Annotated in this window: 31 protein-coding genes; 15 read left to right on the top strand and 16 right to left on the bottom strand. The window is 71.6% G+C overall.

The genetic code is table 11. The annotated features are described in order from the left end of the window. Window positions 1-6: 6 nt before the first annotated feature. The 4 genes from FHU34_RS26345 to sigB form a co-directional block, all read right to left on the bottom strand. Complete coding sequence (locus FHU34_RS26345) at window positions 7-414, bottom strand: VOC family protein (RefSeq protein ID WP_145784911.1); 408 nt, start codon at window positions 412-414, stop codon at window positions 7-9. Next, window positions 411-908, bottom strand: a complete 498-nt coding sequence (locus FHU34_RS26340; RefSeq protein WP_145785816.1) for an SRPBCC family protein — start codon at window positions 906-908, stop codon at window positions 411-413. Before FHU34_RS26340 ends, FHU34_RS26345 begins: the two co-directional genes overlap by 4 nt. A gap of 5 nt (window positions 909-913) precedes the next feature. Continuing rightward, window positions 914-1294, bottom strand: coding sequence for an ArsR/SmtB family transcription factor (locus FHU34_RS26335; RefSeq protein ID WP_145784910.1), 381 nt, complete (start codon window positions 1292-1294; stop codon window positions 914-916). A gap of 121 nt (window positions 1295-1415) precedes the next feature. Next, complete coding sequence (gene sigB / locus FHU34_RS26330; RefSeq protein WP_425280553.1) at window positions 1416-2432, bottom strand: RNA polymerase sigma factor SigB; 1017 nt, start codon at window positions 2430-2432, stop codon at window positions 1416-1418. 232 nt (window positions 2433-2664) lie between these two features. Here sigB and FHU34_RS26325 point away from each other — a divergent pair, with 232 nt between their 5' ends. Continuing rightward, window positions 2665-3453 (top strand): sporulation protein, encoded by a 789-nt coding sequence (locus FHU34_RS26325; RefSeq protein WP_145785815.1) that lies wholly within the window; start codon window positions 2665-2667, stop codon window positions 3451-3453. Between the two features lie 33 nt (window positions 3454-3486). Here the strand turns inward: FHU34_RS26325 and dtd are convergent, their stop codons facing one another. Beyond that, on the bottom strand, window positions 3487-3909 hold the full coding sequence (gene dtd, locus FHU34_RS26320; RefSeq protein WP_145784908.1) for a D-aminoacyl-tRNA deacylase: 423 nt from the start codon (window positions 3907-3909) through the stop codon (window positions 3487-3489). Beyond that, a complete protein-coding gene (locus FHU34_RS26315; protein WP_208745081.1) occupies window positions 3909-5393 on the bottom strand; it encodes a DUF7782 domain-containing protein in 1485 nt (494 codons plus the stop codon). The genes dtd and FHU34_RS26315 overlap by 1 nt, the downstream gene beginning before the upstream one ends. A 104-nt stretch (window positions 5394-5497) precedes the next feature. Here FHU34_RS26315 and FHU34_RS26310 point away from each other — a divergent pair, with 104 nt between their 5' ends. Next, window positions 5498-6073 carry an HhH-GPD-type base excision DNA repair protein gene (locus FHU34_RS26310; protein WP_145784907.1) on the top strand — a complete coding sequence of 192 codons (576 nt, stop codon included), beginning with the start codon at window positions 5498-5500 and terminating at the stop codon, window positions 6071-6073. A 1-nt stretch (window position 6074) separates the two neighbouring features. On the opposite strand, the gene FHU34_RS26305 is transcribed toward FHU34_RS26310, so the two are convergent. Continuing rightward, window positions 6075-6386, bottom strand: coding sequence for a hypothetical protein (locus FHU34_RS26305; protein WP_145785813.1), 312 nt, complete (start codon window positions 6384-6386; stop codon window positions 6075-6077). Between the two features lie 13 nt (window positions 6387-6399). Further along, on the bottom strand, window positions 6400-6687 hold the full coding sequence (locus FHU34_RS26300) for a hypothetical protein (protein ID WP_088946797.1): 288 nt from the start codon (window positions 6685-6687) through the stop codon (window positions 6400-6402). Window positions 6688-6792: 105 nt separating this feature from the next. Here FHU34_RS26300 and FHU34_RS26295 point away from each other — a divergent pair, with 105 nt between their 5' ends. Next, window positions 6793-7152 carry a DUF3099 domain-containing protein gene (locus FHU34_RS26295; RefSeq protein WP_208745080.1) on the top strand — a complete coding sequence of 120 codons (360 nt, stop codon included), beginning with the start codon at window positions 6793-6795 and terminating at the stop codon, window positions 7150-7152. Between the two features lie 28 nt (window positions 7153-7180). Here FHU34_RS26295 and FHU34_RS26290 read toward each other — a convergent pair whose 3' ends face one another. Both FHU34_RS26290 and FHU34_RS26285 read right to left on the bottom strand, forming a co-directional pair. Then, the gene (locus tag FHU34_RS26290) at window positions 7181-8080 is read right to left on the bottom strand and encodes a carbohydrate kinase family protein (RefSeq protein WP_145784905.1); all 900 of its coding nucleotides are present in this window, start codon (window positions 8078-8080) and stop codon (window positions 7181-7183) included. After that, window positions 8077-9012, bottom strand: coding sequence for a pseudouridine-5'-phosphate glycosidase (locus FHU34_RS26285; RefSeq protein WP_145784904.1), 936 nt, complete (start codon window positions 9010-9012; stop codon window positions 8077-8079). Before FHU34_RS26285 ends, FHU34_RS26290 begins: the two co-directional genes overlap by 4 nt. Window positions 9013-9100: 88 nt before the next feature. Here FHU34_RS26285 and FHU34_RS26280 point away from each other — a divergent pair, with 88 nt between their 5' ends. The 3 genes from FHU34_RS26280 (at window position 9101) to FHU34_RS26270 (ending at window position 11917) form a co-directional block, all read left to right on the top strand. Continuing rightward, a complete protein-coding gene (locus FHU34_RS26280) occupies window positions 9101-9319 on the top strand; it encodes a DUF3039 domain-containing protein (protein WP_145784903.1) in 219 nt (72 codons plus the stop codon). Window positions 9320-9359: 40 nt separating this feature from the next. Then, entirely contained in the window at window positions 9360-10004 is a 645-nt protein-coding gene (locus FHU34_RS26275) for a trimeric intracellular cation channel family protein (protein WP_145784902.1), read from the top strand. A gap of 179 nt (window positions 10005-10183) precedes the next feature. Continuing rightward, window positions 10184-11917 (top strand): DEAD/DEAH box helicase, encoded by a 1734-nt coding sequence (locus FHU34_RS26270; RefSeq protein ID WP_145784901.1) that lies wholly within the window; start codon window positions 10184-10186, stop codon window positions 11915-11917. Window positions 11918-12298: 381 nt separating this feature from the next. Here FHU34_RS26270 and FHU34_RS26265 read toward each other — a convergent pair whose 3' ends face one another. Next, entirely contained in the window at window positions 12299-12532 is a 234-nt protein-coding gene (locus FHU34_RS26265) for a DUF7455 domain-containing protein (protein WP_030337431.1), read from the bottom strand. A 245-nt stretch (window positions 12533-12777) separates the two neighbouring features. Beyond that, the gene (locus FHU34_RS26260) at window positions 12778-14370 is read right to left on the bottom strand and encodes an RNA polymerase sigma factor (RefSeq protein ID WP_145784900.1); all 1593 of its coding nucleotides are present in this window, start codon (window positions 14368-14370) and stop codon (window positions 12778-12780) included. A 289-nt stretch (window positions 14371-14659) separates the two neighbouring features. Here FHU34_RS26260 and FHU34_RS26255 point away from each other — a divergent pair, with 289 nt between their 5' ends. After that, the gene (locus FHU34_RS26255) at window positions 14660-15481 is read left to right on the top strand and encodes an inositol monophosphatase family protein (RefSeq protein ID WP_145784899.1); all 822 of its coding nucleotides are present in this window, start codon (window positions 14660-14662) and stop codon (window positions 15479-15481) included. 25 nt (window positions 15482-15506) lie between these two features. Here the strand turns inward: FHU34_RS26255 and FHU34_RS26250 are convergent, their stop codons facing one another. Beyond that, window positions 15507-16022 carry a LytR C-terminal domain-containing protein gene (locus FHU34_RS26250; protein WP_208745210.1) on the bottom strand — a complete coding sequence of 172 codons (516 nt, stop codon included), beginning with the start codon at window positions 16020-16022 and terminating at the stop codon, window positions 15507-15509. A gap of 434 nt (window positions 16023-16456) precedes the next feature. Here FHU34_RS26250 and FHU34_RS26245 point away from each other — a divergent pair, with 434 nt between their 5' ends. Together FHU34_RS26245 and FHU34_RS26240 are read left to right on the top strand one after the other, a co-directional pair. Beyond that, window positions 16457-16753 (top strand): DUF4193 domain-containing protein, encoded by a 297-nt coding sequence (locus FHU34_RS26245; protein WP_007075406.1) that lies wholly within the window; start codon window positions 16457-16459, stop codon window positions 16751-16753. 116 nt (window positions 16754-16869) lie between these two features. Beyond that, window positions 16870-17691: a hypothetical protein gene (locus FHU34_RS26240; protein WP_145784897.1), complete on the top strand. Its 822-nt coding sequence runs from the start codon at window positions 16870-16872 to the stop codon at window positions 17689-17691. 10 nt (window positions 17692-17701) lie between these two features. Here FHU34_RS26240 and FHU34_RS26235 read toward each other — a convergent pair whose 3' ends face one another. Beyond that, on the bottom strand, window positions 17702-18232 hold the full coding sequence (locus FHU34_RS26235; protein ID WP_423436821.1) for a DUF3093 domain-containing protein: 531 nt from the start codon (window positions 18230-18232) through the stop codon (window positions 17702-17704). 84 nt (window positions 18233-18316) lie between these two features. Here FHU34_RS26235 and dut point away from each other — a divergent pair, with 84 nt between their 5' ends. The 4 genes from dut to FHU34_RS26215 all read left to right on the top strand — a co-directional run bounded on the left by dut (window position 18317) and on the right by FHU34_RS26215 (window position 20743). After that, window positions 18317-18853 (top strand): dUTP diphosphatase, encoded by a 537-nt coding sequence (gene dut, locus FHU34_RS26230; RefSeq protein ID WP_145784895.1) that lies wholly within the window; start codon window positions 18317-18319, stop codon window positions 18851-18853. Between the two features lie 25 nt (window positions 18854-18878). Then, window positions 18879-19541 (top strand): DUF3710 domain-containing protein, encoded by a 663-nt coding sequence (locus FHU34_RS26225; protein WP_145784894.1) that lies wholly within the window; start codon window positions 18879-18881, stop codon window positions 19539-19541. Window positions 19542-19656: 115 nt separating this feature from the next. After that, the gene (locus FHU34_RS26220) at window positions 19657-20037 is read left to right on the top strand and encodes an OB-fold nucleic acid binding domain-containing protein (RefSeq protein ID WP_145784893.1); all 381 of its coding nucleotides are present in this window, start codon (window positions 19657-19659) and stop codon (window positions 20035-20037) included. A 25-nt stretch (window positions 20038-20062) separates the two neighbouring features. Continuing rightward, the gene (locus FHU34_RS26215; RefSeq protein ID WP_145784892.1) at window positions 20063-20743 is read left to right on the top strand and encodes a DUF3159 domain-containing protein; all 681 of its coding nucleotides are present in this window, start codon (window positions 20063-20065) and stop codon (window positions 20741-20743) included. A gap of 36 nt (window positions 20744-20779) precedes the next feature. On the opposite strand, the gene FHU34_RS26210 is transcribed toward FHU34_RS26215, so the two are convergent. Both FHU34_RS26210 and FHU34_RS26205 read right to left on the bottom strand, forming a co-directional pair. After that, window positions 20780-21469 (bottom strand): potassium channel family protein, encoded by a 690-nt coding sequence (locus FHU34_RS26210; protein WP_088990863.1) that lies wholly within the window; start codon window positions 21467-21469, stop codon window positions 20780-20782. Between the two features lie 3 nt (window positions 21470-21472). Then, on the bottom strand, window positions 21473-22138 hold the full coding sequence (locus tag FHU34_RS26205; protein WP_145784891.1) for a potassium channel family protein: 666 nt from the start codon (window positions 22136-22138) through the stop codon (window positions 21473-21475). Between the two features lie 164 nt (window positions 22139-22302). On the opposite strand from FHU34_RS26205, the gene FHU34_RS26200 reads away from it, so the two are divergent. Beyond that, entirely contained in the window at window positions 22303-24399 is a 2097-nt protein-coding gene (locus tag FHU34_RS26200; RefSeq protein WP_145784890.1) for an APC family permease, read from the top strand. Next, the gene (locus tag FHU34_RS26195) at window positions 24386-25633 is read left to right on the top strand and encodes a class I SAM-dependent RNA methyltransferase (protein WP_425280552.1); all 1248 of its coding nucleotides are present in this window, start codon (window positions 24386-24388) and stop codon (window positions 25631-25633) included. The genes FHU34_RS26200 and FHU34_RS26195 overlap by 14 nt, the downstream gene beginning before the upstream one ends. Window positions 25634-25643: the final 10 nt, after the last annotated feature.

Raw genomic sequence — 25643 nt, 5'->3', positions numbered from 1 at the left:
GGCCGGTCAGGCCCGGCTGGAGATCTGTTGGACGGCCCAGGAGTTGCCGTCCGGGTCACTGAAGAAGACGAAGCCGACGTTGTCGAGCGGGTGCGGTACGGGTCGCGGGTTGACGCCCAGCACCTGGACGTCGCTGACCTGCACGCCACGGTCGACCAACTCCGCGTGGGCCTGCTCGATGTCGGGCACCACCAGTTGCAGGCCCTTGAGCGAGCCCGGTGGCATCTCCGGGACGGCACCCTTACCGATCACGATCGAGCAGCCGGAGCCGGGCGGAGTGAACTGGACGATGCGCGCCTCGTCGCTGATCACCGTGTCGTGATCGACGGTGAAGCCGAGCTGGTCGGCGTAGAACGCCTTGGCCCGGTCCAGGTCGGTGACCGGCACGATCACCACTTCCAAGGTCCAGTTCATCGTTGCTCTCCTCCTGTCGTCGTTGTCGATCGCAGCAGCTCGGCGAGGCGCGTGAAGCTCTGCCCGACGCCCCGGGTCATCGGGTAGCGCAGCACGACGTCCCGGCCCGCCGGGGTGGCGTAGCGCAGCGTGGTGGTGACCGTCGTCCGGCCGGCCAGTTCGCTGAACTCGTGGCTCACCAGCGTCTCGCCCGGGTAGGACTGGTCGTCGAACAGTTCGGTGCAGACCAGCCGGTGCGGTGGCTCGATCTGCCGGTAGGCCCCAGCCTGGACCATCCGCGTGCCCTCCGGGCCCCGCGACACGAACCGCCACCGCCCGCCGACCCGCAGGTCGACGTCGCACTCCACAAGGCTCCAGCCGCGCGCGCCGTACCACCGCATCAGCAGTTCGGGTTGGGTGAAGGCGGCGAACACCAGCCGCGCCGGTGCCTCGAACAGTCGGCTCAACACGATCTCCCGATCACCCGGAGTGTGGACGACGAGCGGGTCGTCGATGCCACTCACCCGCGCGACCCGTCCGGGTGGGAGTGTCGACCGGCGGTGTCGGTCTGGTTGACGGCCTGGATCTCGTCGAGCAGCGCGTCGAGGCGCTGATAGCTCTCCGCCCAGTAGCCGCGGTAGTCGGCGAGCCACGCTGTCGCCTCCCGCAGCGGGCGGGCCTCCAAGCGGCAGGGGCGACGCTGGGCGTCCCGCCCCCGGCTGACGAGGCCGGCGCGTTCCAGCACCTTGAGGTGCTTGGAGATGGCCGGTTGACTCATCGCGAAGGGTTCTGCCAGCTCCGTCACGCTCGCCTCCCCGGCTGCGAGCCGCGCGAGGATGGCCCGTCGGGTCGGGTCGGCCAGCGCCGCGAACGTCGCATCCAGCAGTTCGGTGCTCGCCACGTATAACCTCCTGGTTGTATAACCATGTGGTTTCTATCGTGGATCGACGTCACGGTCAAGAACCCTGGCAGCATGAAAGGCCCCAGCGAACCGCCAGGGCCTTCCATGGGAACCGGATGCGTCAGCAGGCGTACGCCTCCAGGCGCTGGGCCCGCTCCGGTGCGCGCAGCTTCAGCAGCGTCACCTTCTCGATCTGCCGGATCCGCTCCCGGGACAGCCCGAACTCGCGGCCGACCTCGTCCAGCGTGCGCTGCCGGCCGTCGTCAAGACCGAACCGGAGCCGGATGACCGCCTGCTCGCGCTGGGACAGGGTGGCCAGCACGACGCTGACCTCGTTGCGCAGCTCACCCTGGGCGGCGGCGTCACCCGGCTCGGTACGCGGGTCCACCGAGGCCACGAAGTCACCGAGGGCGCTCTCGCCGTCGTCGCCGACAGCCTGGTCCAGGCTGACCGGCTCCCGGTCGTAGGAGATCAGCTCGATGACCTGGATCTCGGGGATCTCCAGGGCCCGGGCGACCTCGGCGACAGTGGGTTCGCGGCCCAGCGTCACCGCCAGCTCGCGGCGGGCACGGACCATCCGGTTGACCTGCTCGACCATGTGCACCGGGATGCGGATGGTGCGGGCCTGGTCGGCCATCGCGCGGGTGATCGCCTGGCGGATCCACCACGTCGCGTACGTGGAGAACTTGTAGCCCTTGGCGTAGTCGAACTTCTCCACCGCGCGGATCAGACCCAGGTTGCCCTCCTGGATGAGGTCCAGGAACGCCATGCCGCGACCGGTGTAGCGCTTGGCGATGCTGACGACCAGCCGCAGGTTCGCCTCCAACAGGTGGTCCTTCGCGGCGCGGCCCTCCGCGACGATCAGCTCCAGGTCGGCCCGCAGCTCGGCGGAGACCGGGGTGCAGGTCGCGAGCTTCTCGTCGGCGAACAACCCGGCCTCGATGCGCCGGGCCAGGTCGACCTCCTGCGCGGCGGTCAGCAGCTTCGTCCGACCGATCCCGTTGAGGTACGCCCGGACCAGGTCGGTGGAGATGCCACGCTCGTCGGTGGCGTCCAGGTCGGTGAGGACCTCGGAGGTCCCGTCGGGGTCGGTCGTGGTGGCCGGACGCGTCCGGTGTTCCGTCATCTGCAGGACCATCTCTGTCTCTCCCCGTTTCCACGTCTGTGCCGTGTCTCCGGCCCAGCGGTGCCGGTGTGAGACACAGCTTGGCGGGCGGGGCGTAAAACGGGAGTGAGGCGATCGGGCACCCGACAGGAATTGGGTCGGGTCGCTGGTGCGGTGTGTCGTCCGGGTGTGCGGTTGCCCGCCCCGGTTACGTTGCGGACGGTCGGCCAGCTCGGGTCGGCGAGGACGAGAATTGGAGGACGGCGTGGTCTTCAAGCGGCTCATGAAGGCGATGGGCGTCGGCGGCCCGTCGGTGGAGACGGTGCTGGCCAACCCGAACTGCCGCCCGGGTGGCCAGTTGGAGGGGCGCATCCAGGTGGTCGGCGGCGACCATCAGGTCGACATCGACCAGGTGAGCCTCGGCCTGGTCACCCGGGTCGAGGTGGAGAGTGGCGACAACGACTACGACACCACCCAGGAGTTCCACCGCCAGCAGATCACCGGCGCGTTCCGGCTGGAGCCGGGGCAACGCCACGACATCCCGTTCCGCTTCGCCGTGCCCTGGGAGACACCGGTCACCGAGCTGTACGGGCAGCACCTGCACGGCATGACGATGGGTCTGCGTACCGAGTTGGAGGTCGCCCGCGCCGTCGACAAGGGTGACCTGGACGCCGTGTCGGTGCATCCACTGCCCGCGCAGGAGCGACTGCTGGACGCGTTGCTGCGACTGGGCTTCCGGTTCGCCCGCGCTGATGTGGAACGTGGGCACATCTACGGCGTACGACAGACGTTGCCGTTCTACCAGGAGATCGAGTTCAACCCGGCGCCGCAGTACGCCCGCTCGATCAACCAGTTGGAGGTCACCTTCGTTGCCGACGCGCAGCAGATGCAGGTGGTCCTGGAGGTCGACAAGCGCGGCGGCGTCTTCAGCGAGGGCCGGGATGCCTTCGGCCGCTTCACGGTGGACCACGCCACCGCCGACCGCACCGACTGGACCGCCGAACTCGACAACTGGCTCCGCCAGTCCCTGTCCCGCCGAGGCCTCTTCTCGTAACCCAACCCACCCGGCGGGGGAGGAGGGCTGGGGTTAGAGGTCTAGGAGGAGGGTTTGGGGGCCTACGTTGACGCTTTCCACGAGCATGTGGGCGCGGAAGCGGCCGGTCTCGACAGGTGCTCCGCGCTCGCGCAGGGCGTCGACCACAGCGGTCACCAGTGGTTCGGCCAGCTCGGCGGGGGCGGCCGCCGTCCAGCTTGGACGGCGCCCCTTGCGGGCGTCGCCGTAGAGGGTGAACTGACTGACCACCAGGATCGGCGCGCCGGTGTCGGCGGCGGACCGCTCGCCGTCCAGGATGCGCAGCTCGTGCACCTTGCGGGCCATCGTCTGAGCGGTCTGATCGGTATCGGTGTGGGTCACCCCGAGCAGCACGAGCAGGCCGTTCTCGATCGCGCCGACCACCTCGTCGTCCACTGTCACGCTGGCCCGCCCGACGGTCTGCACCACGGCCCGCATCAGGCGGGCACCCGCTCGATGAAGCCGCGCTCCACCAGGTGCGCCACGATCGGGCCGGCGGCCTCAGCCATCTCGTCGGGCTCGACGTCGTGTGCGGCGGCGAGCAGGGCGAGCTGGTCGCGCAGGGGCAACCGGCCGTCGGCGCCACCGACCAGCGCCAGCACCAGCGGGTCGATCTCCTCGGTCCAGCGCAGGCCGTTCGGCATCGCGAGGACCTGCCGGTCCACCCCCCAACCCTCATCGCCCATGGTGGCCTCCTGCCGCAGCTGGAGGCCCTCGGCGGCCCGGTAGCGCTCGGCGAGCAGCGCCTCGGTGTCGCGTACCCGGAGAAAGTCCTGGCGGTCGAACCAGGCCGCGATCTGGTCGCCCAGCGGTGGCTGCACCCGCTGGCGCAGGTCCTCCACCCGGACCACCGGGTCGGCGTGACCGCCCCGGCGCAGCGAGACGATGCCGAAGCCGATCCCCTCCACCTTGTGCGCGTCGAACCAGTCCAGCCAGGCGGCCATCCGCTGCGGGTCGGCGGTCTCGCCCACGTCGGTGAGCCACAGGTCGACGTACGCCATGGGGTCGGCCACCTCACGCTGGATGACCCAGGCGTCCAGGCCGGTCCCGGCGAACCAGCCGGCCACCCGCTCGTCCCACTCCTCACCGGCGACGTGCACCCAGTTCGCCAGGTACTGCATGGTGCCGCCCTCGGTGAGCAGATCCGGGGCGGCGGCGGCCAGCTCGGCGCCGATCGCGTCACCGACCCGGCCGGAGTCGCGGTAGACGTGCGTGGTCGTACCCGGGCCGACCACGAACGGCGGGTTGCTCACCACCAGATCGAAGCGCCGGCCCGCGACCGGGGCGACCAGGTCGCCGCGCAGCAGCTCCCAGTCCTGACCGTTGAGGGCGGCGGTGGTCGCGGCGAAGCGCAGGGCCCGCTCGGAGAGGTCGGTGGCGGTCACCGAGGCGGCATGGGTGGCCAGGTGCAGGGCCTGGACGCCGGAGCCGGTCCCCAGGTCCAGCGCGGTGCCGACCGGCCGGCGCATGGTGGCGCCGATCAGGGTGTGGGTCGCCCCGCCGATGCCGAGCACGTGCTCGGCGTGCAACGGGCGACCCGGGCGGGCGCTGGACGGCACGTCGGCGAGCACCCACCAGTCGTCCCCGTACGGTTCCAGGTCGACGCCGGCACGCAGGCCGTCGCCGTACCGCTCGACCAGCCCGCCGGCCAGCGCCTCCTCCAGGCTCAGCGGCGTCAGCGCGGCGGCCACCGCGGCCTCCGACTCGGTCTGGTCGCAGATGAACACCCGGATCAGGGTGCCGAGCGGGTCGCCGTCCTCGGTGGCGCGCAACGCGGCGCGATAGTCGTTGCGGGCGACCGCGGCGGTTGCCTGCGCGCCCAGCCTCTCGGCGATGCCGTGGCTGGTGAACCCGGTCCGGGCCAGCGCGGTCCGCAGCGCGTCGACACCGGCGGGGGAGAGCAGCATGTCGTGTTCGTCCACGCAGCCATCCTGCCTTCCGCCGCGACGTCGGGCGCGGCCACCCGCCGGATCGAACCCGGAGCGTCGGTGGTCGTCCGCAACAGGCGGCCGGGCAGGATGGAGCCATGACGCTCGTACTCCCCATCGACCCCGAGGCCAACCGGTTGCTGGAGCGCAGCCCGCTGGCCCTGCTCCTCGGCATGGTCCTCGACCAGCAGGTGCCGATGGAGAAGGCGTTCTCCTCGCCGTACGTGCTGACCCAGCGGCTCGGTCATGACCTGGACGCGGCGGAGCTGGCCGGGTACGACCCGGAGGCTCTCGTCGCGCTCTTCGCCCAGCCGCCCGCGTTGCACCGGTTCCCGAAGGCGATGGCGGCCCGGGTGCAGGAGGTCTGCCGGGTGCTGGTGGAGCGCTACGACGGTGACGCGGCGTTGCTCTGGTCCGACGTCGCCGACGGGCCGGAGCTGCTGCGCCGGGTTTCCGGGCTGCCCGGCTTCGGTAAGCAGAAGGCGCAGATCTTCGTGGCCCTGCTCGGCAAGCGGTTCGGGGTGACCCCGCAGGACTGGCGACAGGCTGCCGGCGGCTACGGCGATCCGGGCGCGTACCGGTCCGTGGCCGACGTCACCGACGTCGATTCGCTGCGCCAGGTGCGGGAGTACAAGCAGCAGATGAAGGCCGCGGCCAAGGCTGCGGGGGGATAGATCAGGCGGCGGTGGGGTGCGCCAGGGAGGCCAGCGCGCGCCGGACGTCGGCGAGCGAGACTGTCGCCGAGTCGTCCAGGTCGGCCAGGCCGGCCTCGATCCACTGGCGCATCAGGGTGGTGACCCCGATGCCTCGGGCGTCGGCGGCGGAGCGCACCCGCTCGTAGGTCTCCAGCGGCAGCCGGACCGACCTGCTGACCATCGGCACGTCGGTGTCGGGGGTGGGAAGGTCCACCGCCGGGCTCTCGTCGATCAGCTCGGCGATCCGGTCGTCGCCGCTGTGGAACTGCTTGGTCGCGTCGTTCCGGTGCATCGTCACGGCCTCCTCATCGGCGAGATCTCCGCACGGCCTCGTCGTAGCGCTTGGACTCGGCGTCGCTCAGCTCACGAGCGGAGAGGATGTCCCAGTCGTTGTCGGTGCCATCGGCCTCGGCGAGCAGCACCGCCAGTCGGCGGCCCCGACGGGCGGCGGCGTAGACCACCATCACGTCGTCGCCCAGATGGCGGATGACCCGTCGGGCGCTGTGCAGCGCCTCCCAGACTTCCCCGGGCGTGACGTCGTAGACCCTCAGGTTGGCCAACGCCTCGTCGGTGAAGCTGAACCTGCTGCCCACGCTGGCGAGCGTACCACGCACGTAACACGTGGCGTGATGACTCGAAGTTCGCTGATCACGGCCTCGCGGTGACAGGATGAGGGGTAATCCCCTCGTAGGAGGTCCATGGTGAAGCGTCAGGCGTACCAGCCGATTCTCATCACCGACGCCTCGCGCAGCCAGGACGATCAGCTCAACAGTCGCCAGCGCCGCTATGTCCTGATGATGGGCATCCGGGTGCTGTGCATCATCGTCGGCGCGATCCTGGTCGGTGCGAACGCCCCACTGCTCTGGCTCTGGCTGCCGCTGTGCGGCCTCGGCATGGTGCTCATCCCCTGGCTGGCCGTGCTGCTGGCCAATGACAGGCCGCCCAAGGAGGAGCACCGGCTCGCCAACCGGTTCCACCCCCGCCGGCAGGACGACACGCCGCCGATGAGCCTCACCGCCGAGGAACGCCCGCACAAGGTCATCGACGCCGAACCCTGACCCGCGAACGGGCCAGGGTTCGTAACCGTCAGGGCTGCGGACGTGCGCCGGCGGTGGAGACGGCCATCGCCCCCAGGTCGGTGGCGCGGCTCAGCGCCGCGGCCGGGGTGGCACCCGCGAGCCACGCGGTGAGCAGGCCAGCCGCGAAGGCGTCGCCGGCCCCCGTGACATCCACCACCGCCGTCCGGCGGGCTGAAGCCACGTGGACCGCCCCGGTGCGGTCCACCCAGACCGCGCCGGCCGCCCCGCGCTTGACCACCACCCGCCGGGCCGTCGCCGACAACACCCGCCCCTGCGCCGCCGGGTCCAGCCCGCCGGCCAGCGCCGTCGCCTCGTCCGCGTTGACCAGCAGCAGGTCGATGTCGCGTACCCAACTCAGGAACACCGCCGCGCCGACCCGCCGCAGCGGCGCCGCGGACGCCGCGTCGACGCTGATGGTGAGCCCACGCTCGCGCGCCGCGGCCAACGCCCGCAGCCCCGCGCCGCGCGACCCGGCGTCCAGCAGGGTGTACGCGGACAGGTGCAGATGCCCGGCGTCGGGCGCCCCAGCGACGGCCCGCTCGACGTGCGCGCCGCTCAGCCGCAGGTTCGCGCCCCGCTGGCTGACCATGGTCCGCTCGTCGTCGGCCGCCAACACGATCACCGTGCCGGTGGGTACGCCCTCGATCCGCTCGACCGCGCAGTCGACGCCCGCCCGGGTCAGTTCGGCCACCCGGTCCCGCCCCGCGTCGTCGTCACCGACCGCGCCGACGAGCGTGACGTCCACCCGTTGTGCGGCGACCCAGGCAGCGGTGTTGGCCGCCTGACCGCCACCGCCGAGACTGATCTCCGCCCCGGTGTCCGAGCCGGCCGCGAGGGGCCCGGACAGCACGGCGACCACGTCGGTGATCACGTCGCCGACGACGACCACCCGGGCCGGTCGCGTCACGCCGGGGCGGTGGTGCTGCGGGCCGCCGCGGCGACCGCGATCCGCGCGGCCAGGTCGGCGTTACGCAGGATGATCCGGACGTTCACCGCCAGGCTCGCACCCTCGGTGGCCGAGTGGAAGTGCGCCAGCAGGTACGGCGTGACGGCCTTCCCGGTGATGCCGTCCCGATCCAGCAGGGCCAGGCCCTCGGCGAGAGTCCGGTCGTGCAGCTCCGGGTCGAGCTGCTCGTCGACCGGCAGCGGGTTGGCGACGAGCAGTCCGCCGGTGTGCACGGCGTGCTCGTCCCGGGCGGCCAGCACGGCGGCGACCTGCTCCGGCGAGTCCACCGACCAGTCCAGGTCGAAACCGGCGTCGGTGAGGTAGAAACCGGGGAACCGGCGCGTGCGGTAACCGACCACGGCGACGCCGAGGGTCTCCAGGCGCTCCAGCGTCGCGCCCACGTCGAGGATCGACTTGACTCCGGCGCAGACCACAGCGATCGGGGTCTGGGCCAGGGTGGTCAGGTCCGCCGACTCGTCGAAGGTGTGCGCTGCCTCCCGGTGCACCCCACCCAGCCCGCCGGTGGCGAACACCCCGATCCCGGCCGCGGCGGCCACCGCGCTGGTCGCTGCCACTGTCGTCGCGCCGTCCGCGCCTGTCGCCGCCGCCACCGCGAGGTCGCGGACCGAGAGCTTGGTCACTCCGTCGACGGTGGCGAGGCGGGTCAGCTGCGCGTCGTCGAGGCCGACCACCACCTCGCCGCGGATCATCCCGATCGTGGCCGGAACGGCCCCGGCGTCCCGAACCGCCTGCTCGATCTCCCTGGCCACCCGCAGGTTCTCCGGCCGGGGCAGGCCGTGCGAGACGATGGTGCTCTCCAGGGCGACGACGGGTCGGGCGTCGCGGAGGGCTTCGGCGACCTCGGTGCCGTAGCTGATGCGAAATTCAGTCACATTGGCACCGTACGGGGTCGGGTGTCCGCCGGCCTCAAGTGGACCCGGCCGTCATGACCTGCCAAACTTGTCGGTCGGAGGTGCAGACGTGAGCACAGAGGTTCTCGAGCGTCCGGAGCTGAAGGACGCCGACACCGGTCCTGAGATGTTCCACTACGTCCGCAAGGAGAAGATCGCCGAGAGTGCCGTCATGGGCACCTTCGTCGTCGCGCTCTGCGGCGAGACGTTCCCGGTCACCAAGGCGGCCAAGCCGGGTTCGCCGGTCTGCCCCAAGTGCAAGGAGATCTACGACTCGTACCGCTCGTGAACGCGGGCCGGCATCCCGGCCCGCGACGTAGCCTGCGGCGGTGACCACCTCCACCGCCCTGCTCCTCGCCGACCTGACCGGGGTGGCGGTCTTCGCCGCGTCGGGTGCCTCGGCGGCGGTGGCGAAGCGACTGGACCTCTTCGGCGTCGCCTTCGTCGGCTTCGTGGCCGCCCTCGGCGGTGGGATCCTGCGGGACCTGGTCATCGATGAGGTCCCGCCGCTGGCCTTCGCCGACTGGCGGTACGCGGCCACCGCCGCGATCACCGCGCTCGCCGTCTTCTGGCTGCACCCCCAACTGGCCCGACTGCGCACCGTAGTCCTGGTGCTGGACGCGGCCGGTCTGGCGCTGTTCACCGTCACCGGCACGCTCAAGGCGCTCGACGCCCAGGTGCCGGCAGTCGGCGCCTGCCTGATCGGCATGCTCACCGCGATCGGCGGCGGGCTCGGCCGCGACCTGCTCACCGCCGAGATCCCGGTGGTGCTGCGCCGGGAGATCTACGCGGTGGCCGCGCTGGCCGGCTCGATCCTGGTGGTGGTCCTGTACGCCACCGACCAGACCGGGCCGGTGCCGCTCACCGCCGCCGCCGTCCTGGTGTTCGGGCTACGCCTGATCGCACTACGACGACGGTGGTCCGCCCCGGTGGCGACGCTGCGCCCGCCACGCACCGGTGACCCTGAGTGGTGAGGCCCCTTCCGCCGGGGTGACAGATGTGACCAGCGTGGCGTCGCCTGGGACGTCGGGCCGGCGCTGGTTATGCTGAGTCGGCCTTCGCGGCAGCTTCTGCGCGGAGGCGTTTTCATGGGCGGCGGTCACCGTGGCCCTCGCCCCGGATCCGCCGTCGTGCGGTCGGAGAGGAGCTTCGCGTGGCAGCCCGGACGCCGGTGCTCGAGACGTTCCCGGCGCTGCGCGCCTGGCAGCGTAAGGCCCTGGTCGAATACCTGCGCCGGCGTACCGAGGACTTCACCGCGGTCGCCACCCCCGGCGCCGGTAAGACCACCTTCGCCCTGCGGATCGCGGCCGAACTGCTCGGTGACGGCACCGTCGAGGCGGTCACCGTTGTCGCGCCGACCGAGCACCTGAAGAACCAGTGGGCCGAAGCCGCGGCCCGGGTGGGCATCCAGCTCGACGCGGCGTTCCGCAACGCCGACGTGCACTCCGCGGCCGACTTCCACGGGGCGGTGGTCACCTACGCGCAGGTGGGAATGGCCCCGCAGGTGCACCGGCGGCGCACCATGACCCGACGCACCCTGGTCATCCTCGACGAGATCCACCACGCGGGTGACTCCCGATCCTGGGGCGACGGGGTCAAGAACGCCTTCGAACCCGCCGTACGCCGGCTGATGCTCACCGGCACCCCGTTCCGCTCCGACGACAACCCGATCCCGTTCGTCAGCTACGAACGGGGCGGGGACGGGCTGCTGCGCTCCCGCGCCGACTCGGTGTACGGCTACTCCGACGCCCTCCGCGACGGCGTGGTCCGGCCCGTGCTCTTCCTGGCGTACTCCGGGGAGACCCGCTGGCGAACCAACGCGGGGGAGGAACTGGCCGCCCGCCTCGGTGAACCCATGACGCAGGATCTGGTGGCGCAGGCCTGGCGCACCGCCCTGGACCCTGCCGGCGACTGGATGCCGCAGGTCCTGCGGGCCGCCGACGCCCGACTCACCGTGCTGCGCAACGCCGGCATGGCCGACGCCGGCGGGCTGATCATCGCCACCGACCAACAGACCGCCCGCTCGTACGCCAAGCTGATCGAGCAGGTGACGGGCGAGAAGGCCGCCGTGGTGCTCTCCGACGACCAGGGCGCTTCCGCGCGGATCGCGACCTTCGCGGCGTCCGACCAGCGGTGGTTGGTCGCGGTGCGGATGGTGTCCGAAGGGGTCGACATCCCGAGACTTGCGGTCGGGGTCTACGCCACAAGTGCCAGCACGCCGCTCTACTTCGCCCAGGCGATCGGCCGGTTCGTCCGGGCCCGCCGGCCCGGGGAGACCGCGTCGGTGTTCCTGCCCAGCGTGCCGCACCTGCTCGGGCTGGCCAGCGAGATGGAGACCGAGCGGGATCACGTACTCGGCAAACCAAAAGAATCCGATGGCTTCGACGACGACCTGCTGGAACGAGCGCAGCGCGACGACCAGGCCAGCGGCGAGTTGGAGAAGCGCTTTGCCGCGCTCTCGGCCACCGCCGAGCTGGACCAGGTGATCTTCGACGGCGCGTCGTTCGGCACCGCGGCGCAGGCCGGCACCCCCGAGGAAGAGGAATACCTCGGCCTGCCCGGTCTGCTCACCGCCGATCAGGTGTCGCTGCTGCTGACCAAGCGGCAAGCCGCACAACTCGCCGCCCAGCGCCGCCGTACCGCCGACGGGCCCGCTCAGCCGGCCGCTGCGCCCACCGCAGCGCCGCCGGCACCCATGAGCGCCGCCCAGCGCCGCGTGGCGCTACGGCGCCAACTGAACGCTCTGGTGGCGGCCCGGCACCACCGCACCGGCCAGCCGCACGGCAAGATCCATGCCGAGTTGCGCCGCCTCTGCGGCGGCCCGCCCAGCGCCCAGGCCACCATCGAGCAACTCGAGGAACGCATCGCCACCGTTCAGACCCTCTAGACCCACCGACACCATCCGCCCCCCGCCCGACGCGCCCGCTCGCCTCTGCGCCCCGGGCCCGGGCCAAGATCGTGCTCGAACATGGTTGTCGTGGTGTCGGCGCGCCTGTGAGGCCACTACTTCCTGGTTCAAGCGCGACCTTCGGCGCGGAGCGCTCAAGATCCGCACAACGTCGGTGATGTTGCTGCCTCGGAGACCCGGGAGGCAGCAACATCCGGGAAAGTGCGCGGATTTTGGCGGACGTTCCGGCCCCGTGACCCGGGCGTGTGCGGAGTGCCCCGGCACCGAGCACGCCGGGGCGAAGGGTTCGGGTCTGGGCACGGAAAAGCCGGCCGGAGACACCCTCGGGGTGCCTCCGGCCGGCTATGTCGGTTTGCGGATTTAGTTCGCCATCAGATCGGCGCCACGCCAGCTGAAATCGGGCTCCGTCGCGAACCGCTCGGTGATCTTCACGAGATCCTCCGCGTACTTGTTCGCATGGTGCCCGCAGAACACCAGCTCGCTCCCACCCGCCAGAGTGATCCGGAGCTTCCCGGCAGCATTGCAGCGGTCGCACCGTTCATCGGCGGCTGGGGGCGCCACCGTCTCGGGCGGCGGCGTGAGGGTCGGGGTCATCGCCTTCCTCCTCTGGTCGTCACCGATGAACAATCTCTTCGGTCGTTGCTCACCTATCGTGCAACACCCTTACTAGGCACTGCCTTCCCTGTGTGCCCGCGGGGGACCGAGGTCACACCTGGCAGGGACAGTGTGCCGTGCACCCAGGGTGCCACGTCAACGATCACATTCGTGCATCCGGACGATCACCATCTGGTGTTGCACACCAGGTGGTCAAAACGACACGTTCGGTTGACGAAACCCGGTCAGTCCAGGTAATCCCTGAGGACCTGCGAGCGGGACGGGTGGCGCAGCTTGGACATCGTCTTGGACTCGATCTGCCGGATCCGCTCCCGGGTCACCCCGTAGACCTGGCCGATCTCGTCCAACGTCCGTGGCTGGCCGTCGGTCAGGCCGAAGCGCAGACGTACCACACCCGCCTCACGCTCGGAGAGCGTCTGCAGCACCTGCTGGAGCTGGTCCTGCAGGAGCGAGAACGAGACCGCGTCCACCGCGACCACGGCCTCGGAGTCCTCGATGAAGTCACCGAGCTGGCTGTCGCCCTCGTCACCGATGGTCTGGTCCAGCGAGATGGGCTCCCGGGCGTACTGCTGGATCTCCAGCACCTTCTCCGGTGTGATGTCCATCTCCTTGGCCAGCTCCTCCGGAGTGGGCTCACGGCCCAGGTCCTGGAGCAACTCGCGCTGTATGCGGCCGAGCTTGTTGATGACCTCGACCATGTGCACCGGGATGCGGATGGTGCGGGCCTGGTCGGCCATCGCGCGGGTGATCGCCTGCCGGATCCACCAGGTCGCGTACGTGGAGAACTTGTAGCCCTTGGTGTAGTCGAACTTCTCCACCGCGCGGATCAGACCGAGGTTGCCCTCCTGGATGAGGTCCAGGAACGCCATGCCGCGACCCGTGTACCTCTTCGCGAGGGACACCACCAGTCGGAGGTTCGCCTCCAGGAGGTGGTTCTTGGCCCGCTCGCCGTCGCGGGAGATCCAGCCCAGGTCACGGACCATGTCCCGGACGAGCTTCTCCTCGCCCTCGTCGGCGGCCCGCAGTCGCTCGGCGGCGTAGAGCCCGGCCTCGATCCGCTTGGCCAGCTCCACCTCCTGCTCGGCGTTGAGCAGCGGAACCTTGCCGATCTGCTTCAGGTACGCACGGACCGAGTCGGCGGAGGCGGTGAGCTCGGCGTCTCGCCGGGCCTGCTTGAGGGCCTCGGACTCCTCGTCGTCCCATTCGAAGTCGTTGTCGGTCGCCGAAGCGGCCGCGTCGGTCTCGGCAGCCTGGGTCAGCTCGGCCGGCTCCTCGACCACCACGTCCTCGATGGCCGCGGCCAGCTCCTCCGGGTCGATCTCGCCCTCGGCGCCCTCACCCTTGGCCTTGGTGCCGGCCTTGGCGCCAGCGGCGGCGACCGTCGCCTTGGTGGCCCGGGTCGACTTGGTGGCCTTCGCCGCGGCAGCGCCGTCGGCGGGGGTGCCGGTGGCCTTGCGTGCGGCCACCTTGCGTGGGGCCGGCGCGGACGGCGTGTCGTCGGAGGCGGGCGCCTGCTTCGGGGCGGGCGCGGCGGCCTTCTTGGTGGTCTTGGCGGTGGTGGCCCGGGATGCCGGCGTGGTCGAGCGGGCCGCGGCGACGCGGCGGCGGGTGCTCGCCGAGCCGTCGACCACCACTGTCACCCCCGCCTCGGAGAGTGCCCGCAGAATCTTCTTGGCCTGGGCCGGAGTCACCTCGGCGGACTCGACGGTGCGCGCGAGCTGGGCCGACGTGAGCTGACCGCCGGCGCTCTGCGCGTGGGCGATCAGGGTGTCGGTGAGCGAGCGAACGTCGGCGCCGGTCTGGCGGGGTTCTGTCACGAATGACCTTCCGGAGGCGAAGAGCGGGCACGGCCGGGTTGTCCGGCACAGCGAGGGGCAACCGGGCCGGGCGATGTGGTTGAGGGACCCTCGTGTCTCGGGCCGGCCGGTGGTCGGCGGTCCGTGGCGCGTGGGCAGGGGTGAATTGTAACGCCGTCTGCGGCGATCATCCTGCGCCGCACTGCGTAACGGCAGTAGGACCGCCGATTCGGCGCTGATGTGGACTTTGTAAGGATGATACTCGCGCGGGGCCCCGAACGCCCCGGTCGTGCGGGAAGGGGACGTTGGGATGGACCGTTCGGCGCCGTCACCTCGGGAACTTCTGGCGGTCGCGCTCGGCGTCGCCCGGGACGCGGCGGCCACCGCGTACCGGATGCGGGTCGAGGGTGTTTCCGTGGCGGCGACCAAGAGCACCGTCACCGACGTGGTCACCGCGGCCGACCGGGCGGTCGAGCGGCAGGTGCTGGACGCGTTGCGGGAGTTGCGACCCGACGACGCGGTGCTCGGCGAGGAATACGGTACCCGCGACACCGGGCCGGTCGCCCCGGGCGGGGTGCGATGGATCGTCGATCCGATCGACGGGACCGTCAACTACCTCTACGGGCTGCCGCACAGCGCGGTGTCGTTGGCGGCCGAGGTGGACGGGGTGGTGGTCGCCGGGGTGGTGCGCAACGTGCACACCGGCGAGGAGTGGACAGCCACGGTCGGGGGCGGGGCCTGGCGCGACGGTGTCCGGTTGCGTTGCTCCGGCGAGGTCGATCTGGGGCAGGCGCTGGTCGGCACCGGCTTCGGATACGACGCCGGTCGTCGCGCGCACCAGGGCCAGGTGGTCGCCGGGCTGATCGCTCACGTACGGGACATCCGCCGGTTGGGTGCCGCCGCCCTGGACCTGTGTCTGGTCGCGGAGGGCCGGCTCGACGCGTACTTCGAAAAGGGCCTCGCGGCCTGGGACCTGGCGGCGGGCGGGCTGGTGGCCGCGGAGGCGGGGGTGCGGGTCGGCGGCCTGTCCGGTGCGCCGCCGGGGCCGGACCTGGTCGTCGCGGCCCCGCCGGCGCTCTTCGGGCCGCTGCACGACCGGCTCGCGAAGCTGGACGCCGCAGGTGGCCCCTGACCGGCTGGTCAGACCGGCCCGGCCGTCACTTGGCGACCGGGGAGGGGCAGGAGCCCTTGGGTGCGCGGGGCGCGCCGATGTCGCCCAGGGACTGGTTGACCTCGGTCGTGGTGGCGAGCTGCTGGAAGCCGCTGCCCAGCACCACGTCCACGGTGTCGTCGGTGCGCTTCGGGTCGTAGCCCGGCACGGCGTTGTTCAGGAAGTACGCCTGGAGCAGGTGCGCGGAGCCGACACCCTTCGGGCCGTACCGCAGCACCGCCACGTCGTCGATCCCCTTGCGTTCGTTGCCGACCTTCTTGACCTGGAACTTGCGGTTGCGGAAGTCGTCCGCGACGGTGCCGGCCCGGCCGGGCTCGTCGGTCGCGTTGAACACGTTGATCTTGACGTCCTTGGGCTCGTGCAGAGTCACGTCGGCCAGCGGCCAACCCTCCGGGCAGCCCTCGGCCGTGCCGGCCTTCCCCTGGGTGTCCCGGATGATCGCGGTCACCACGAATGCCAGAGCCAGCACCCCCAGCAGGCCGACGACGACGAGTGCTCGCACCCGCGCAAAACTCATCTGAGCACTCCCGGGACCTCAGGTGGATGACGGCGGCCGGCAGCGATCGGACTGGCCGCCGGCCGTCGAATACGCCGCTGAGGTTAACGGTTGTCCGGCCGTCGCGTGGAAACAGCCCGACATGCCGGCGCGCCGACCGCGAACCGGGTACTACTACCCCTATCTTCGTGTCGCCTGAATCACATTGGGAACAACTTCGCGTGCGGGGGCGTACATCTCAGCCGCAAGGGCGGTATACATGCCTCGCCCAAGGGGGGGGTAAGGTTCCGCGCTCGCAGGGGAGTCGCCCCAGCGAGCTCGACCCGTTCGGTCCTCGGGTCGGGTGCCCGACACAAGTGGTGGCCGGCCAGCGGAACCGAAACAGCGTCGTCCGGCGTTACAACCGGAAGCGACAACATCGATATGGGAGAGTGAAACCGATGGCCACCGACTACGACGCCCCGCGTCGCGACGAGGTCGACCTCGGCGAGGACAGCCTGGAAGAGCTCAAGGCACGGCGCGTCGACTCACAGTCGGGCGCGGTGGACGTCGACGAGGCCGAGGTCGCCGAGAGCTTCGAGCTGCCTGGTGCCGATCTGGCCGACGAGGAGCTCACGGTCAAGGTGCTTCCGATGCAGCAGGACGAGTTCCGGTGCGCCCGCTGCTTCCTGGTCCACCACCGTAGCCAGCTGGCAGTCGAGCGAAACGGCGAGTTGATCTGCCGCGAGTGCGTCTGACAATCACGACATCGGCGGCGGCCTCCTGAACGGGGCCGCCGCTGCCGGTGTAGGCATGCGCCACCGGTGGGTACCTGCTTGACTCGTAACGGGTACCCACAGCACCGGGAGGTCCGATGAGCGATCGAGGCGGCACCACCGACGGCAGCGCGGGCGACCTCGGTGCCGGCGGCGCGGACGACCTCGGTGCCACCGTCGCGGCGTTGACCGCGGACGACATCGCACCGGCCCGACGCCGTCAACTGCTGACCCGGATGGTCGGGCAGGCCCGCGCGCGGGGCATCTCCGACCTGTTCAAGCCGCGTGCCGCCGTACGCTGGATGGTCGACACCGTCGCCGAGATCGCCCCGCACGTCCCGGTACGCGACCTGGACACCCTGCGTCGGCATTTTCCCGGTCTGGACGACGCGGCCCTGGCCGACCGGCTCGTCCGTAACGCGTCCCGGACCACCGCTGCGATCGGCGCGGCCGGAGGGGGAGTCGCCGCCGTCGAGTGGACTGTCGCACCGACCCTGCTCTCCGCGCCGGTGCTGCTCGCCGCCGAGACCGTCGCCGTGGTGGCGGTGGAGCTGAAACTGGTCGGCGAGCTGCACGAGATCCACGGGGTGGCGCTGCCGGACGCCGGCAGCCAGCGGGCGGTCGCCCTGGTGCACTCCTGGGCCACCCAGCGGGGGGTCAACCCGATGGTGCCCGGCGTCGGAGTGGGCGCGGTGCTCGGCACCGCGGCGCGCAAGGAGCTGCGGGAGATGCTGCTGCGACGGTTCGGGCGCAACCTGACCACACTCGGGCCGTTCCTGACCGGCGCGGCGGTGGCGAGCTTCCTCAACCGGCGGGCCACCCAGCAGATGGCCGAGCAGCTTCAGGTGGACCTGCGGCGGCGGGGCATCGCCCGGCCCGCGCCACCGACTGCCCTGCCGGGCCCACCGACGGGCACCTGAGCGGGTCGGGTCAGCCCTGCTCGTTGGCCGGGCCGGAGAACGCCAGCGCGTCCCGCGCGGCCAGCACGGCCTCGGCCAGCTCGACGGGATGCCGCGTGCTCACCACCCAGAACGGGGTCGGGTCGGCCGGGTCGTCGAGCACCACCTGCACGGCGCCGCCGATCCACGGGCGCTGCACCACGAACGCGAGCGGGTCCGCGCCGACCCCGAGCACCTCACGACGGCCGGCCACGTCCAGCGGCACCACGTCGGCCACGAAGCGGACCGGCAGGCGGGCGTCGTCCACCCGCAGCTCGGAGCCGACGACCGCGACCCGGATCCGGCCCAGCCACCACAACCCGACCGCGGTGAGTGGCAGCAGCACGGCGAACGGCAGCCAGGAGCGGACGCCGGGGGCGCCCATCCAGATCTCGACGGCCAGCAGCGCGGCGGCCACCAGCCCGGCCAGCCACAGCCACCAGGGCAGGTCCAGCCGTTCGGTGTACGCCGTGCGGGCGTCGACCGGCGGCTGATCGGCGGACGGAGAGGGCGACATGCTCACTCCTGCGAGGGTACGGCGCACGGCGGCTCGACGAACCGGCAGGATGGCAGGGTCACCCCGAGAACCGGACGGAAGAGGGGACCCGTGACCGACGTCGTACCCGTGCCCGTGCAGCTGCTCGACTCCGAGCTGCCGCTGCCCACGTACGCCCACCCCGGCGACGCCGGGGCCGACCTGGTGGCGGCCGCGGACGTGGAGCTGCCACCCGGCGGCCGCGCCCTGGTGCCCACCGGTGTGGCCATCGCGTTGCCGGAGGGGTACGTGGGTCTGGTCCACCCCCGTTCCGGTTTGGCGGCCAGGCTCGGCGTGACGGTGCTCAACGCGCCCGGTACGGTCGACGCCGGCTACCGGGGTGAGATTCTGGTCAACCTGATCAACCATGATCGGGATGTGCCGGCGAAGATCTCCCGCGGCGACCGGATCGCACAGCTCGTGATCCAACAGGTCGCGCGGGCGCGGTTCGAGCCGGTGGTCGAGCTGCCCGCATCCCGGCGTGGCACCGGCGGGCACGGTTCCACCGGCGGGCACGCTGGGCTGGTGCCGTCGCCGACGGGCCAGGACCGGGTCGAGCGGCGGCCGGACGAGCCGGGCCGCGGGCAGACGGAAGAGATGGCAGGGTGAGTGTGAACAGCGGAGGGTGGGCGCAGTGATCTTCTCCCGAAAGCGGGCCGATGCCGAGCGGCAGACCCGTGACGAGCGGGCCACCCAGGTCCCGGACCAGGGCGATGCGGCGCCGTCGTTGGAGCGCGGCCCGTACGACATCTCCGAGAGCTACGACGATGTGCAGCGGCTCGATCTGGGCAGCCTGCACATCCCGGCGATCGCCGACGTCGAGGTGCGGGTGCAGGCCGACCCGCAGGGCGTGATCCAGCAGGTCGTGCTGGTGCACGGCGACAACGCCCTCCAGTTGGGCGTGTTCGCCGCCCCCCGGTCCGAGGGGATCTGGGACGAGGTGCGCGAGGAGATCCGCCAGTCGCTGCTGCGCGACGGCGCGAGCGCGCAGGAGGTCGACGGCGAGTACGGCCCGGAGCTGCACGCCCAGGTGCGTACCCCGGACGGCCCGACGAACCTGCGATTCGTCGGCGTCGACGGGCCGCGCTGGATGGTCCGCGGCGTGTTCCAGGGCCCGGTGGCCACCGACCCGGCCCTGGCCGGGCCGCTCGTGGAGTGCCTCGACGGCCTGGTGGTCGACCGTGGCCAGGAGGCGAAGCCGGTCCGCGAGCCGCTGCCGCTGCGCCTGCCCCGGGAGGTCGCCGACCAGGCCGCCGACCAGGCGGGCGACGCTGTCGCCGAGCCGCGCCAGGTCTGACCCCGCGCCCACCGGCACGCCGGAACCGGCCTCGTCGGCGTACGCTGGCGGCACGGTTCCGGCGCCGCCGGTGCCGGCCGGGGACGGCGAGCGTGGAGAGGGTGACGCGGAGGTCATGATGACCGACGAGGGCAGGGTGTCGCTGCGGCGACTTCTGCAACGGTTCACCGCCAGCGAAGCCGAGATCGACGCCCAGGAGCTGCGTCGGGAGAGCGCCGAGTGCGGCGGCATCCCGGCCCAGATGTGCTCCCGGGGCCAGTTGGTGTCGGTCGCCGGCCGGCTGCGCACCGTGGTCTACACGCCGCGCACCAATCTGCCCACCCTCGAAGCCGACCTGTACGACGGCACCGACGTGGTGACCCTGGTCTGGTTGGGCCGACGGCACATCGCCGGGATCGAGCCGGGTCGGCACCTGACCGCCCGTGGTCGGGTGGCCGTCCGCGACGACCGCAAGGTCATCTACAACCCCTACTACGAGCTGGACTCGCCGAAGTGACGGCGCTGCGGACGGAAGGCCGGCGATGACGACGGGACAGGACCGGGCGGCGCAGCCGGAGATCGACCCGCAGGACGAGCCGCTGCCGACGATCGCCGAGCAGATGGCCGACCAGCTCGGCGGCTGGCGGGGCCTGGTCGAGTCGAGCATCCCGGTCGTGGTCTTCGTCCTCGCCAACATCATCGGCGAGTTGCGGCCTGCGGTGATCGCCTCGGTCTCCGTCGCGCTGCTGATCGCCGGGGTGCGGCTGGCCCAGCGTCGGCCGATCCGGCACGCCGTCAACGGTCTGTTCGGCGTCGGCGTGGGCGCGGCCATCGCCTGGCGCACCGGCGACGAGCGTGACTTCTACCTTCCCGGCATCCTGTACGGCATCGGGTACGGCATCGCCCTGTTGATCTCGGCGGCGATCCGGCAGCCCCTGGTCGGCTGGATCTGGTCGGTGCTGGTCGCGAAGGGCCGCTCGGAGTGGCGGGCCGACCCGAAGCTGGTGCGCACCTTCACCCAGCTCACCGTGCTGTGGGGGGTGGTCTGGCTGGCCAAGGTGGGCGTGCAGGCCGGGCTCTACCTGGCCCACCAGGACACCGCGCTGGGCGTGGCCCGGCTGGCGCTGGGCTACCCGCCGTACGCGCTGCTGCTGCTGATCACGGTCTGGACGGTCCGCCGGGTCACCCGGGAGGCTCCGCCGACCCCGGTGCCCGGCGCCTGAGCGCGGCGGGGCAGCCGGGGACGGCTGCCTGTCGGGTCAGCGGGAGCTGCGGGTCCGTTCGACGCTGTCCGGCCCGAGGATCACCACGCGGACCTGGTCCTCCACCTCGGCGGTGCAGACGAAGATCAGTTCGTCGCCGGCCTCGATCGGGTCGTCCGGGCTGGGCACCAGGACCCGCTTACCGCGCAGGATCGCCACCAGTGCGGCGTCGCGGGGCAGTGGCACGGCGTGGATGGGCTGACCGACGTACGGCGCGGTCGGCGGCAGAGTGATCTCGACCAGGTTGGCCTCACCCTGGCGGAAGGTCATCAGCCGGACCAGGTCGCCGACGGTCACCGCCTCCTCGACCAGCGCGGCCATCACCCGCGGCTTGCTCACCGCGACGTCGACGCCCCACTGCTCGGTGAACAGCCACTCGTTCTCGGCCCGGTTGACCCGGGCGACCACGCGGGGCACCGCGAACTCGGTCTTGGCCAACAACGACAGCACCAGGTTGGTCTTGTCGTCGCCGGTCGCCGCGACCACCACGTCGCAGCCCGCGACGTTGGCCTCCTCCAGGCTCGCCACCTCGCACGCGTCGGCAAGGACCCACTCGGCGGCCGGCACCCGGTCCGGGCGCAGCATCTTGGGTTGGCGTTCGATCAGCATCACCTGGTGGCCGTTGTCGATCAGCTCCTGGGCGATCGAGCGGCCCACGTTGCCCGCGCCCGCGATGGCGACCCGCATGGCTCAGTGCCCCCCTTCCGGCGGCGCCGCCGCCACCGACGTGACCGTCGCCACGATGTCATCGCTGACCAGCATGAACACCTGGTCACCCTCCTGCACGACGGTGGAGCCGGTGGGCAGCGTGCCGATGCCGAAGCGGATCAGGTAGGCCACCCGGGCGCCGGCCGCGTCCTCCAGGTTGCGCACCGACCGGCCGATCCAGTCCTTGTGCACCGGCACCTCGACGATCGACACCGTGCTGGTGGGGTCACGGAAGATCTCCACGTTGCCCTCCGGCACCAGGTGCCGGAGCATCCGGTCGGCCGTCCAGCGCACCGTCGCGACGGTGGGAATGCCCAGCCGCTCGTAGACCTGCGCACGGCGCTGGTCGTAGATGCGGGCGGCGACCCGGGACACGCCGAACGTCTCGCGCGCCAACCGGGCCGAGATGATGTTGGAGTTGTCGCCGCTGGACACGGCCGCGAAGGCGTCCGCGCGCTCGATGCCGGCCTGTCGGAGCACCTCGCCGTCGAAGCCCGCCCCGGTCACCGTGATCCCGGCGAAGTCGGGGCCGAGCCGGCGGAAGGCGTCGGCGTCCTGGTCGATCACCGCCACCGAGTGCCCTCGGGACTCCAGGCTGTGGGCGAGGGTCGACCCGACCCGGCCACATCCCATGATCACGACGTGCACGCTGTCCCTCCCAAGGTGCGTACCGCCCCCGCTGCCGGTGGCCCTCCGAGTGCGAGCCTGCCACGTTCCGGTGGGGAGCGGGGACCGACCGTACCCCGTCGTCGCGGGCAGCGGTGATCGCCCACCCCCGCGTTCCCGCCGTGGTGGTCGTACTCTTGGCGTTCGTGGCCAGTCCCACCTCGCTGGTGAAGCGACTTCTCCTCGGTCGACCGTTCAGGTCCGACCGGCTCCAGCACACCCTCCTGCCGAAGCGCATCGCGCTGCCCGTGTTCGCCTCCGACGCGCTGTCCAGCGTCGCGTACGCGCCCGACGAGATCCTGCTGACCCTCTCCATCGCCGGGGCCTCCGCGTACGTGTTCTCGCCATGGATCGCCCTTGCGGTGGTCGTGGTGATGCTCACCGTGGTGGCGAGCTACCGGCAGAACGTCCACGCCTACCCCTCCGGTGGCGGCGACTACGAGGTGGCCACTGTCAACCTTGGCCCGAAGTTCGGCGTCGGGGTGGCCAGCGCGCTGCTTGTCGACTACGTGCTCACGGTGGCGGTGTCGGTCTCCTCCGGGGTGGCCAACCTCGGCTCGGTGGTGCCGTTCGTGGCGACCCACAAGGTCCTGATCGCGGTGAGCGCGGTGGTGCTGTTGACCGCTGTCAACCTGCGCGGTCTGCGCGAGTCGGGCACCGCGTTCGCCATCCCCACCTACGGCTTCGTGATCGTGATGGGTGGGATGCTGTTCACCGGGCTGTTCCGGGTGTTCGTGCTGGGCGACGAGCTCCGCGCGCCGAGCGCCGACCTGGTGATCCAGGCCGAGCACAGCGTGACCGGTTTCGCGCTCGTCTTCCTGCTGCTGCGGACGTTCAGCTCGGGTGCCGCCGCGCTCACCGGTGTGGAGGCGATCTCCAACGGAGTGCCGGCGTTCAAGGCGCCGAAGAGCCGCAACGCCGCGACCACCCTGCTGCTGCTCGGCACCATCTCGGTGAGCATGCTGGTCGGGATCATCTGGCTGGCCCGGCTGACCCACCTGCAGTTCGTCGAGGACCCGGGTCTCCAGATCATCTCCGGCCCCGACGGGTACGTGCAGAAGACGGTCACCACCCAGCTCGGCGAGACGGTCTTCGGCTCCGGCTCGATCCTGCTCTACGTGGTGGCCGGAATGACCGCCCTGATCCTCTTCCTGGCCGCGAACACCGCGTTCAACGGGTTCCCGGTGCTCGGCTCGATCCTCGCCCAGGACCGTTACCTGCCCCGCCAGTTCCACACCCGGGGCGACCGGCTGGCCTTCTCCAACGGCATCAGCTTCCTCGCCCTCTTCGCGATCGTGCTGATCGTCGGCTTCCAGGCCGAGGTGACGAAGCTGATCCAGCTCTACATCGTCGGGGTCTTCGTCTCGTTCACCGTCTCCCAGGCCGGCATGATCCGGCACTGGAACCGGCGTCTGCGTACCGAGCGGGACCCGGAGGCGCGCCGCCGGATGTATCGCTCCCGGGCGATCAACACCTTCGGCGCGGGTCTGACCGGTACGGTGCTGGTGATCGTCCTGATCACGAAGTTCCTGCTCGGAGCGTGGATCGCGATCGCCGCGATGGCGGTGATCTACGTGCTGATGCTCGCCATCCGCCGGCACTACGACCGGATCGCCGTCGAGCTGACCCCGCCGGACGAGGGCCGGGCCGTGCTGCCCGCCCGCAACCACGCGATCGTGCTGGTCAGCAAGCTGCACCAGCCGACGCTGCGGGCGATCGCCTACGCCCGGGCCACCCGGCCGGACACGCTGACCGCCGTCACCGTGAACGTGGACGAGAACGACACCCGGGACCTGCAGGCCGACTGGGAGCGGCGGGAGATGGCCATCCCGCTCACCGTGATCGACTCGCCGTACCGGGAGATCACCCGGCCGATCCTGGACTTCGTGGCCTCCACCCGCCGTAAGTCACCCCGGGACGTGGTCACCGTCTTCATCCCCGAGTACGTGGTCGGCCGCTGGTGGGAGAACCTGCTGCACAACCAGAGCGCACTGCGCCTCAAGGGCCGGCTGCTCTTCGAGCCGGGGGTGATGGTGGTCAGTGTGCCGTGGCAGCTGGCGTCGACGGCGAGCAAGAACCTGGACCGGCTCGACGCCACGCTGTCGCGGACACCGGCACGCGGGCCACGCGGCACGGTGCCGCCGGTCTCCGACCCGCCGCCGGTCTCGGCGGCGCCGGTCTCCGCCCCGCCCGGCGAGGGCGGCCCGGCGGGCGGCGGAACGGGAGGCAGTGGCCGTGACTGAGCCCAGCGAGCGTGGACTGGCCGAGGCGGAGCGGGTCGAGCTGACCGTCGACGCGGTCGCCCCCGGCGGGCACTGCGTGGCCCGGGTGGACGGGCAGGTGGTCTTCGTCCGGCACGCGCTGCCCGGTGAACGGGTGATCGCCGAGGTGACCGAGGTGCACCGCGGGTTCGTCCGGGCCGATGCGGTGACAGTGCTGGACCCCTCACCGGATCGGGTCGAGCCGCCCTGCCCGTACGCGAAACCGGGTGCCTGTGGTGGCTGCGACCTGCAACACGTCGCCCCGGACGCGCAACTGGCCTGGAAGACCGCCGTGGTGCGCGAACAGTTGGTCCGCCTCGGCGGGCTGACCGACGTCGAGCTGGACCGGCTCGACGTCCGGGTCCAGGCGTTGCCCGGCGGGCTGCTCGGCTGGCGCTCCCGGGTCCGCTACGCCGTGGACGCCGCGGACCGGGCCGGTCTGCTCAAGCACCGTTCGCACGAGGTGGTGCCCATCGACCGCTGCCGGATCGCCCACCCGGCCATCCAGCAGTTGCCGGTGCTCACCCCGACCGGCGCGCGCTGGTCGGCCGCCGAGGCGGTGGAGACCGTCGCCAGCACCGGCGGCGACGTGACCGTCACGGAGATCCGTGCGGGCGTACCCGCCCCGGTGAGCGGGCCGGCCGAGGTCCGCGAGGTGGCCGCCGGACGGGACTGGACGCTGCCCGCGTCCGCGTTCTGGCAGGTGCACCCGGCCGCGGCGAGCACCCTCTCCACCGCGGTGCTGGACCTGCTGGACCCGCAGCCGGGCGAGATCGCGTGGGACCTGTACGGCGGCGCGGGGCTGTTCGCCGCCGGGTTGGCCGAGCGGGTCGGTGCGACCGGCCGGGTGACACTGGTCGAGGCGGCGGGGCAGGGTGTCGCCGCAGCCCGGGAGAACCTCGCCGACCTGCCCGCCGTCGAGGTCGTGTCGGCCCGGGTGGAGACCGCGCTGGCCCGTCGGCGGATCACCGGCCCGGTCGACGTGGTGGTGCTCGACCCGCCGCGCTCCGGGGCCGGCGCCCCGGTGGTCCGCGCCCTGGCCGCCGCCGGCCCGCGCGCGATCGCGTACGTGGCCTGCGACCCGGCGGCGTTCGCCAGGGACGTGCGTACCTTCGCAGGGTTGGGCTGGCGGTTGGCCGCGTTGCGGGGCTTCGACCTGTTCCCGATGACGCAGCACGTCGAGCAGGTGGGGTTGCTGCTCCCGCCGACCGCCTGACTAGCCTGGC

The organism is Micromonospora taraxaci (assembly GCF_007830095.1).
Classification (GTDB): Bacteria; Actinomycetota; Actinomycetes; order Mycobacteriales; family Micromonosporaceae; genus Micromonospora; species Micromonospora taraxaci.
Note: the sequence above shows the minus strand (reverse complement) of the source record. Positions and strands in the feature narration are given on the sequence as shown.